We start from the raw sequence: 8,385 nt of genomic DNA, 5'->3' as shown, positions 1-8,385 counted from the left end.
CGGGCCTGTTCGGCGGGGTCCGGTGGCGCCGGCTCCTGCGGCTCGGCGGCGGGTTCGGCCGGCTGCAGTGGCAGTGGCTCGCAGTCGCTGCGGGCCGGTTCGTAGCGCAGCTGCTTGAGGCCGAGTGCGCGCAGGGCGCGGAGCTGGGCGTCGTCCTTGATGCGGAAATGGCTGAAGGCGAAGTCGTGCTCCCACCAGCTCAGATCCAGGTGAACGTAGAGGCCCACGCAGAGTTGCTCGGGCGAGATGTACAGGGTGGTGGCGGGCATGCAGGGCTCGAACACTGCTGGCTATTTGCTGGCAGTCTAGCGTTTTGCCTCCGGGCTGACAGCTGTGCGGCGTTCAGCGCTCCAGTTCTGCTGCGACCTCCTCGGCCCAGGCCAGCCAGGCCTGCTCGCCGAGAATGCCGCGGCGCAGGGTCAGGTAGGGCAGGCGCAGGGCCTGGCGCCGCTCGGCGCTCAGGGTCTGGTAGTCGCGCTCGATGCTCAGCAGGCTGTCCAGGGTCTTGCGGTGCACGGCGAGGTGGCGGTCCATCTCCGCGCGCAGGTTGTCCAGGCTGGTGTGGGCGCCGCCGAACAGTTTTACCAGCAGTGCGTCGTTGATCTTGTTCGGCTGCACAGGCTCGCCCAGCCAGCGCAGCAGTTCGGTATGGCCGGCCGGAGTGAGGCGATAGATCTTCTTGTCCGGGCGGGTTTCCTGCGCGTGCTCCTCGAATTCCAGCCAGCCGGCTTCATTGAGCTTTTTCAGCTCCAGGTAGACCTGCTGGTGTTTGGCGTTCCAGAAGTAACCGAGGCCCTCCTTGAAGCGTTTGAACAGGTCGTAACCGCTGCCGGGTTCGCTTTCCAGGAGAATGAGGATGGCGTGCTTGAGCGACATGGATGGGCTTCGCGGGGCCTTTAGGCGATGCGCGGCAGTATACGGGCTATGCAAAAAGTTGCATGGTTTTGATGGGCTGCTAGTATGCAAAAAGTTGCATAACAAGAATAACGCAGGAGTCTCCCATGAAACGCACCGGTACCCGCTTCCGTCAGCGTCTGCTCGGCAGCGACTACGACGCCATCATCATCGGCTCCGGCATCGGCGGCCTCACCGCCGCCGCGCTGCTGAGCAAGCTGGGCAAGCGCGTATGCGTGCTGGAACAGCACTACACCGCCGGCGGCTACACCCACAGCTACGAGCGCGAGGGCTATGAATGGGACGTGGGCGTGCACTACATCGGCGAGGTGCACAAGCCCTGGTCGGTGATCCGCCGCGTGTTCGACGTGATCAGCGACGGCAAGATCGAGTGGGCGCCGATGGACGCCCATTACGATCGCATCGTCATCGGCGACAAGACCTACGACTACGTGGCCGGGCGCGAGGAGTTCAAGGCAGAGATCAAGCGTCATTTCCCGGACGAGGCGGTGGCCATCGACCGCTATGTCGAGTTGCTCAGCGAAGTCAGTGCGCGGGTGCCGCGCTTCTTCGCCGGCCAGGCCATGCCACGTGCGTTGGGCATGCTCTACGCCAGGCTGCGGCGGATGTGGTTGCCGGCCTATTTCTTCAAGAGCACCCGCGAAGTGCTGGAGGGCCTGACCAGCAACCAGGAGCTGATCGGCGTGCTCACCGCACAATGGGGCGATTATGGCCTGCCGCCGGCCAAGGCGGCCTTCGTCATGCACGCCATGGTCGCCAAGCACTACATCACCGGCGGCAACTACCCGGTGGGTGGCGCCACCAAGATATCCGAGCACATCATCCCGCTGATCGAGGCGGCCGGCGGCAATGTGTTCACCTACGCCGGGGTGGACAAGATCCTGGTCGAGAATGGTCGCGCGGTCGGTGTGCGCATGCACAAGGACGGCGTGGAGATCCGCGCGCCGCAGATCGTCAGCTGCGCCGGCCTGGTACCCACCTATACCCGCCTGCTGGATGCCCAGGTGGCCAGCGAGCATGGTCTGTTGGCACCGCTCAAGAAGGTCGAACTGTCGGCCGCCAGCCTGTGCCTGTACGCCGGCTTCAAGGGCAGTGCGGCCGAGTTGGGTCTGCCGAAGACCAACTACTGGGTCTACCCGGGCCACGACCATGATCACAACGTCAGCAGTTTCGAGAGCGGGCAGAGTCCGGCGATGCCGCTGATCTACATCAGCTTCCCTTCGGCCAAGGACCCGGCCTGGGATGCCCATTACCCGCACAAGGCGACGGTGGAAATCGTGGCGCCAACCCTGCCGCAGTGGTTCGCTCGCTGGAAGGGCAGCACCTGGGGCAAGCGTGGCGCCGAATACGAGGCGTTCAAGGCCGAGCTCACCGAGCACCTGCTGGAAACCCTCTACCGCCATCAGCCGCAACTGCGTGGCGCGCTGGATTTCTGCGAGCTGGCCACGCCGCTGTCCACCGAATGGTTCCAGTGGAACGAGCAGGGCGAGATCTACGGCATCGACCACACGGTGCAGCGCTTCGACCAGCACTGGATCCACAGCCAGACGCCGATCAAGGGCCTCTATCTGACCGGCGCCGACACCGTCACCGCCGGGGTCGGCGGTGCGCTGATGGCTGGCGTGCTGACTGCTTCGTGCATGTTGGGCTGGCGCGGTTATCAGGTGGCCAGATTGTTGAAGGACTGGAAGCCGGCGCAGGGCGGGGACGCCCGCTCCGAGGTGGCGGGCGCCGAGGGCTAGGCCATTAGATCGACGTTGTTGCCCAGATTGGGCGGATTGCTCGCGGTGCTGGCCGGCGCAGCGAGTTGAGCCAGGCTGGCGGCACTGCTGGCCTGCAGCTCCAGTGTCTTTTTCAACAGCAGAAGCGAGGCCTGGGCAGAAGCTTGCGCCGATGCCTGCGCGGAGACCTGGCTGATGTTCAGTTCCATGACGTTGTCCTCTTCATATGCCCAGCGTCAGTCCGGCAGGCACACACCGGTGCCGCCCAGGCCGCAGTAGCCGCCGGGGTTCTTCGCCAGGTATTGCTGGTGATAGGCCTCGGCGTAATAGACGGGCGGGGCGTCGGCAATTTCGGTGGTGATGGGGCCGAGGCCGGCTTTCTCCAGTTCGGCCTGGAATTGCGCCTGGCTGGCCTGTGCCGCCTGCAGTTGGGCGGCATCCTGGCAGTAGATGGCCGAGCGGTACTGGGTGCCGATGTCGTTGCCCTGGCGCATGCCCTGGGTCGGGTTGTGGGCTTCCCAGAACACCTTGAGCAGTTGCGCGTAGCTGGTCTGCTGCGGGTCGAAGATCACCAGTACCACTTCGGTGTGGCCGGTCAGGCCGGAGCAGACCTCCTCGTAGGTCGGGTTCGGCGTGTGGCCGCCGGCGTAGCCGACCGCCGTGCTCCAGACTCCGGGTTGTTGCCAGAAGCGTCGCTCGGCGCCCCAGAAACAGCCCAGGGCGAATACCGCCTGCTGCAGGCCGGCGGGGAAGGGCGGCTTGAGTGCGTTGCCATTCACATGGTGCTGCGCGGGTACCGGCAGGGCCTCGGCACGGCCGGGCAGGGCCTGTTCGGCGGTAGGCAGTTCGAGCTTGTGGGCGAGAATTTGCGAGCGCAGGACCATGATCGTTTCCCATTACGGTGATGAAGGCGAGGGCTAGCTTACCTCGCTACGGCTTGATTGATAGACGTCGCCGCCCGGTGGAAATTACAACTGCCTTCAGTACCGCTCCGCCAGCGAGTTATGCGCCGCGACAGGGGTAGCGGCGCAGGCGTTCGGTCAACTGGCTGCCGGGAATGGGGCGGTCGAACAGGTAGCCCTGGCCGACGTCGCACTGCTGGCGGCGCAGGAACGCGAGCTGTGCGGCGGTCTCGATGCCTTCGGCAACCACCTTGAGCTTGAGGTTGTGGGCCATGGCGATCACTGCCGAGGTGATCTCCATGTCGTCCTGATTTTCCGGGATGTCCTTGATGAAGCTGCGGTCGATCTTGATCACGTCCATCGGGAATTTCTTCAGGTAGCTCAGCGACGAGTATCCGGTGCCGAAGTCGTCCATCGCCAGGGTCAGGCCCAGGGCCTTGAGCCTTGCCACCTGCTGGCGGGTGTCGTCGTTGCCTTCCAGCAGCAGGCTTTCGGTCAGCTCCACTTCCAGCAGATGGGGTGGTAGCTGCTCCTCGCTGAGGATGGCGGCGATCGAACCGACCAGATCGGGATCGGTGAACTGCTTGGCCGAGAGGTTGATGGCCACCTGAATCTGCCCCAGGCCGAGGGCGGCCAGCTCCAGACTGGCGCGACAGGCCTGGCGTACCACCCACTTGCCGATAGGGATGATCAGGCCGGTTTCTTCGGCCACGCCGATGAACTGGTCGGGATTGATCATGCCTCGCTCCGGGTGCTGCCAGCGCAGCAGGGCCTCCAGGCCGACCAACTGGCCCGTCTTCAGGCACAGTTTGGGCTGGTAGTAGACCTCCAGCTCGTTCTGGGTCAGGGCGCGGCGCAGGTTGTTCTCGACGAACAGCTTGTTGTGGGCCTCGGCGTTGAGCGCCTCGGTGAACAACTGAACCTGGTGTTTGCCGTTGGCCTTGGCCTTGTGCAGGGCCAGGCCGGCATGCTTCATCAGGATGTGCGGGTCGTCGCCATGGGCCGGGGCGCAGGCCAGGCCAACCGAGCCGGTGACGTTGATCAGCTGGTTGTCGACGAACAGCGGCTTGTCCAGGGTCGCGAGCAGATCCTGGGCCAGCTGCAGGCCGGCGACTTCGCCAGCGCCGTCGAGCAGCACGGCGAACTCGTTGCTGGCGAAGCGCGCCAGGGTGGTGTCCTTGTCCAGGCTGTTGCGCAGGCGTCGGGCCAGGCTGGCCAGTAGCTTGTCGCCGGTCTGGTGGCCGAGGCTGTCGTTGATCCGCTTGAAGTTGTCGATGTCCACCAGCAGCAGACTGAACATCCCTTCGTCGCACTTGGCGAAGCGTTCCTCCAGGCAGCGGATGAAATAGGGACGGTTACCCAGGCCGGTGAGGTTGTCGCTGTAGGCCAGACGCTCGATGCGCTGTTGGGCCAGCTTGCTCTGGGTGATGTCTTCGTAGATGCCGATGTAGTGGGTCAGTTCGCCATCGTCGTTGTGTACCTTGGAGATCGACAGCTGGCCCCAGTAGGGTTCCAGATTCTTGCGCCGGCTGCGGAACTCGCCTTGCCAGCTGTTGCGTTCGGCCAGCCCGGCGCGGGCATCGAACAGCAGCTCGCCGAGGTTCTCCAGAGCCGGTAGCTGGGAGATGCGCCGGCCCTGCACCTCCTCGGCGCCGTACTGGGTGATGGCGGTGAAGCTGGGGTTGACGTACTGCACCAGGCCGTCGCGGTCGAACAGCAGGAAGGCGCTGGCGCTCTGCTCTACGGCGCGCTGGAACAGGTACAGGGCGCTGGTGGCGTCGCGCCGCTGCTGGTTGCTCATGACCTGGGCGAACTGGTCGGCCAACTCGCCGGCGAAGGCGATCTCGTCAGCCTGCCAGGTACGTTCGGCGCCGACATGTTCCAGGCACAGCACACCGACTACTTCGCCGCCGAGGCGGATGCTGGCGTCGAGCATGGCGCTGATGCCCAGGGGCTTGAGGTAGCCGCGGGTCAGTTCGTTGGTGCGCGGGTCGCGCTGAGCGTTGTGCGCATCGATGGCGCGGCCGCTGTGCAGGGCGGCCAGGTAGCGCGGAAACAGGCTGGCATCGATAGGCGCCGGCAGCTCATGGCGATCGATGTCGCGGCGGTACATGGCTACCGGTTCCAGGCGTTCGCCGATCAGGTGCCAGATACTGGCGCGGGCCACGTCGTAGGCGTCGCAGGCAGCCTGGGTGATCAGCTCGGCGGCCTCCTTGAGCGGGTCCAGGGCGTTATAGCGGTGACGCGCCAGGCGCACGATCAGGCTCTGCTGGGCGCGCGAGCGGATCAGGTGCTGCAGGTGTTCTTCCTGGGAGTGTTGGTACAGCTCCAGCGAGGTCTGCAGTCGGGTGTTCTGCTCCTCCAGGTCCTGCAGACGCTGTTCGGCCTGGTTCTCGCCGGCCTCGGCGGTCACCAGCAGATAGCCGCGTAGCAGATGGCGTCCGCGTTGCAGGAAGGACTCGCCGACCTCCAGCAGGTGCAGTGCGCCGTTGGGGGTATGCAGGCGGTAGCGTACGGAGTAGTGCTGCACGGCGGCCAGCTGTTGCTGGATGTCGTCATGCAGGCGGTAACGCGCCTCGGGCTCCATCAGGCTGGCATAGGGCGAGTCGAGCAGGGCGCAGAGTTCGCCGGCACTGACACCGAGCTGGCGTTCACAGGCGGGGTCGAGAAACAGCAGGGTCCAGCTGGGTTCATTAATGCGTTCGAAGCGCAGCATTCCCAGGCGCGAGGGCACTGGCAACTGCGTCACAACCTCAGCTGCCGAACGGCTGGCGGCATCGGGATGGCTTTTCATCGAACCACTGGCTTCCAGTATGCTGCCTGAGGCAGGCTAAGAGACTGTCACATCAATCATGTTCGGCAAGGGTGCATCATGCGGCTGGGACTGACAAGAAGACTGAGCGGGTTATTACTGATGCTGAGCTTGGGCGGTACGGCCCCGGCTCAGGCCAGTGAGGCCCAGCTGGGCGGGGAGGAGCAGGCGCGCTATCTGGCTGAGCTCAAGCGCCTGTATCTGACCAATGACGAGCGCAAGGCGCTGCTGGCGCACAGCAATGCCCTGCTCGATACCTACGCCCTGCGTGCCGGCTATCAGGTCGGTAAGGCGCCGGCGCAGCGCAGCGATCTGCGCTATCAGCTGAGTGTCGCCGGCCCCGGCGAACTGCTGCTGCGCCAAGAGACCCGCGCTGAGCAGAGCAAGAGCCTGGCGGTGAGCAATCAGCGCCTGTCCGTGTTTGGCGTCGATCCCTACATCCACTACAACTGCCCGACCAGCGGTATCACCTGCGTGCTCAATAATCCCGGGGATGGCAGTCCGTGGATCACCGTGTTGCGCGATCACCAGGGTGCGGCCGACCTGGCCAAGGCGATCAGCTTCCTGATTCGCAATCTGCAGAAGAACTGAGAGTCGCTGGCTGCTACAAGAGCCCCGCTTCGGCGGGGCTTTTCTATGGCTCTGTTTCCGTGCTTGCCACTGCCAATCTGCTCTAGTGGGAGCGGCTTTAGCCGCGATTAGAGCAACTCAAAAGCATCGCGGCTAAAGCCGCTCCCACAAAGCGTTCGTGCAGATCAACATTTAACGAATACGGATCTTTTTATGTGTCTCGGGGCTTTGTAGGAGGGGCCTTGGCCGCGACGCGCTGTGTTGTCTCTGGGGCGCGGCTAATACCTTTCCTGCGGCTGATGGGCGCGCCCAGGCCATGCAGTGAGTCAGTCGTATGGAGTTACGGGCGCATAAAAAAGCCCCGCCAAGCGGCGGGGCTGAGGGAGAGAGGCGTCGATGCCTCCAAAGCACAACTCGATGGGTTACAGCAGCAGGGTGCGAATATCACCCAGTACGTCGCCCAGACGTTTGGTGAAGCGCGCGGCGGCGGCACCGTTGATCACCCGGTGGTCGTAGGACAGCGACAGCGGCAGCATCAGGCGCGGCTGGAAGGCCTTGCCGTCCCACAGCGGCTGCATGGTCGCCTTGCTGACCCCGAGGATCGCCACTTCCGGGGCGTTGACGATCGGCGTGAAGCCGGTGCCGCCAATGTGGCCGAGGCTGGAGATGGTGAAGCAGGCGCCCTGCATGGCTTCCGGCGAGAGCTTCTTGTTTCGCGCCTTGTCCGCCAGTTCGGCGGCTTCGGCGGCCAGCTGCAGCAGACTTTTCTTGTCGACGTCGCGGATCACCGGCACCAGCAGGCCGTCCGGCGTATCCACGGCGAAGCCGATGTGCACGTAACCCTTGCGGATGATCGCCTTGCCGCTCGGTGCCAGCGAACTGTTGAAGTCCGGCAGTTCCTTGAGCAGATGGGCGCAGGCCTTGAGCAGCAGCGGCAGCACGGTCAGCTTGACGCCAGCCTTCTCGGCCACGGCCTTCTGCGCCACGCGGAAGGCTTCCAGCTCGGTGATGTCGGCGCTGTCGAACTGGGTGACGTGCGGCACGTTGAGCCAGCTGCGGTGCAGGTTGGCGGCGCCGACCTGCATCAGGCGGGTCATTGCCACTTCTTCCACCGGGCCGAACTTGCTGAAATCCACTTCCGGAATCGGCGGGATGCCGGCGCCGCCAGTGGCGCCAGCAGCTGGGGCCGACTTGGCCTGTTGCAGCATGGCTTTGACGTAGGCCTGCACGTCTTCCCTGAGAATGCGGCCTTTCGGGCCGGTGCCGGTCACGGCGGCCAGGTCGACGCCGAACTCGCGGGCGGTCATGCGCACAGCTGGGCCGGCGTGTACCTTGCTGGCGTCACGGGCTGGTGCGGCGACAGCTGCGGCGGCAGCAGACAGTGCGGCGATGGCGCCGACTTCGGCGGCCACTTCCGGCTTGGCGCCCGGCGGCGTGGTGTGCACCGTCGGTGCGGCCGCGGCCG

The 8,385-nt window shown here is 64.8% G+C and carries 8 protein-coding genes; 2 read left to right on the top strand and 6 right to left on the bottom strand.

Annotation, left to right across the window (positions count from 1 at the left end; all coding sequences use genetic code 11):
- Both AYB31_RS20040 and AYB31_RS20035 read right to left on the bottom strand, forming a co-directional pair.
- Window positions 1-269, bottom strand: a 269-nt coding sequence (locus AYB31_RS20040; protein WP_153020759.1) for a DUF3391 domain-containing protein, incomplete at its 3' end; no start/stop codon positions are given.
- A gap of 73 nt (window positions 270-342) precedes the next feature.
- Window positions 343-876, bottom strand: a complete 534-nt coding sequence (locus AYB31_RS20035; RefSeq protein ID WP_068830784.1) for a PadR family transcriptional regulator — start codon at window positions 874-876, stop codon at window positions 343-345.
- 125 nt (window positions 877-1,001) lie between these two features.
- On the opposite strand from AYB31_RS20035, the gene AYB31_RS20030 reads away from it, so the two are divergent.
- Window positions 1,002-2,657, top strand: coding sequence for a phytoene desaturase family protein (locus AYB31_RS20030; RefSeq protein ID WP_068830783.1), 1,656 nt, complete (start codon window positions 1,002-1,004; stop codon window positions 2,655-2,657).
- On the opposite strand, the gene AYB31_RS20025 is transcribed toward AYB31_RS20030, so the two are convergent.
- The 3 genes from AYB31_RS20025 to AYB31_RS20015 all read right to left on the bottom strand — a co-directional run bounded on the left by AYB31_RS20025 (window position 2,654) and on the right by AYB31_RS20015 (window position 6,332).
- Window positions 2,654-2,845 (bottom strand): putative motility protein, encoded by a 192-nt coding sequence (locus AYB31_RS20025; RefSeq protein WP_068830782.1) that lies wholly within the window; start codon window positions 2,843-2,845, stop codon window positions 2,654-2,656. The genes AYB31_RS20030 and AYB31_RS20025 overlap by 4 nt on opposite strands.
- A 27-nt stretch (window positions 2,846-2,872) precedes the next feature.
- A complete protein-coding gene (msrA, locus tag AYB31_RS20020; RefSeq protein ID WP_068830781.1) occupies window positions 2,873-3,520 on the bottom strand; it encodes a peptide-methionine (S)-S-oxide reductase MsrA in 648 nt (215 codons plus the stop codon).
- A gap of 118 nt (window positions 3,521-3,638) precedes the next feature.
- Window positions 3,639-6,332 (bottom strand): bifunctional diguanylate cyclase/phosphodiesterase, encoded by a 2,694-nt coding sequence (locus AYB31_RS20015; RefSeq protein ID WP_068830780.1) that lies wholly within the window; start codon window positions 6,330-6,332, stop codon window positions 3,639-3,641.
- Window positions 6,333-6,452: 120 nt separating this feature from the next.
- Between AYB31_RS20015 and AYB31_RS20010 the strand changes: the two genes are divergently transcribed.
- Window positions 6,453-6,941, top strand: coding sequence for a hypothetical protein (locus AYB31_RS20010; RefSeq protein WP_236715588.1), 489 nt, complete (start codon window positions 6,453-6,455; stop codon window positions 6,939-6,941).
- A gap of 401 nt (window positions 6,942-7,342) precedes the next feature.
- Here AYB31_RS20010 and AYB31_RS20005 read toward each other — a convergent pair.
- On the bottom strand, window positions 7,343-8,385 hold a 1,043-nt coding region (locus AYB31_RS20005; RefSeq protein WP_177332318.1), incomplete at its 5' end, for a 2-oxo acid dehydrogenase subunit E2.

Source organism: Pseudomonas sp. BMS12, from assembly GCF_001592875.1.
GTDB lineage: Bacteria > Pseudomonadota > Gammaproteobacteria > Pseudomonadales > Pseudomonadaceae > Aquipseudomonas.
Note: the sequence above shows the minus strand (reverse complement) of the source record. Positions and strands in the feature narration are given on the sequence as shown.

Excerpts from the sequence above, each read along its gene's own strand:
- AYB31_RS20035 (WP_068830784.1), bottom strand. The coding sequence starts at position 876 with ATGTCGCTCAAGCACGCCATCCTCATTCTCCTGGAAAGCGAACCCGGC.
- AYB31_RS20025 (WP_068830782.1), bottom strand. The coding sequence starts at position 2,845 with ATGGAACTGAACATCAGCCAGGTCTCCGCGCAGGCATCGGCGCAAGCT.
- AYB31_RS20015 (WP_068830780.1), bottom strand. The coding sequence starts at position 6,332 with ATGAAAAGCCATCCCGATGCCGCCAGCCGTTCGGCAGCTGAGGTTGTG.
- AYB31_RS20030 (WP_068830783.1), top strand. The coding sequence starts at position 1,002 with ATGAAACGCACCGGTACCCGCTTCCGTCAGCGTCTGCTCGGCAGCGAC.
- msrA (WP_068830781.1), bottom strand. The coding sequence starts at position 3,520 with ATGGTCCTGCGCTCGCAAATTCTCGCCCACAAGCTCGAACTGCCTACC.
- AYB31_RS20010 (WP_236715588.1), top strand. The coding sequence starts at position 6,453 with ATGCTGAGCTTGGGCGGTACGGCCCCGGCTCAGGCCAGTGAGGCCCAG.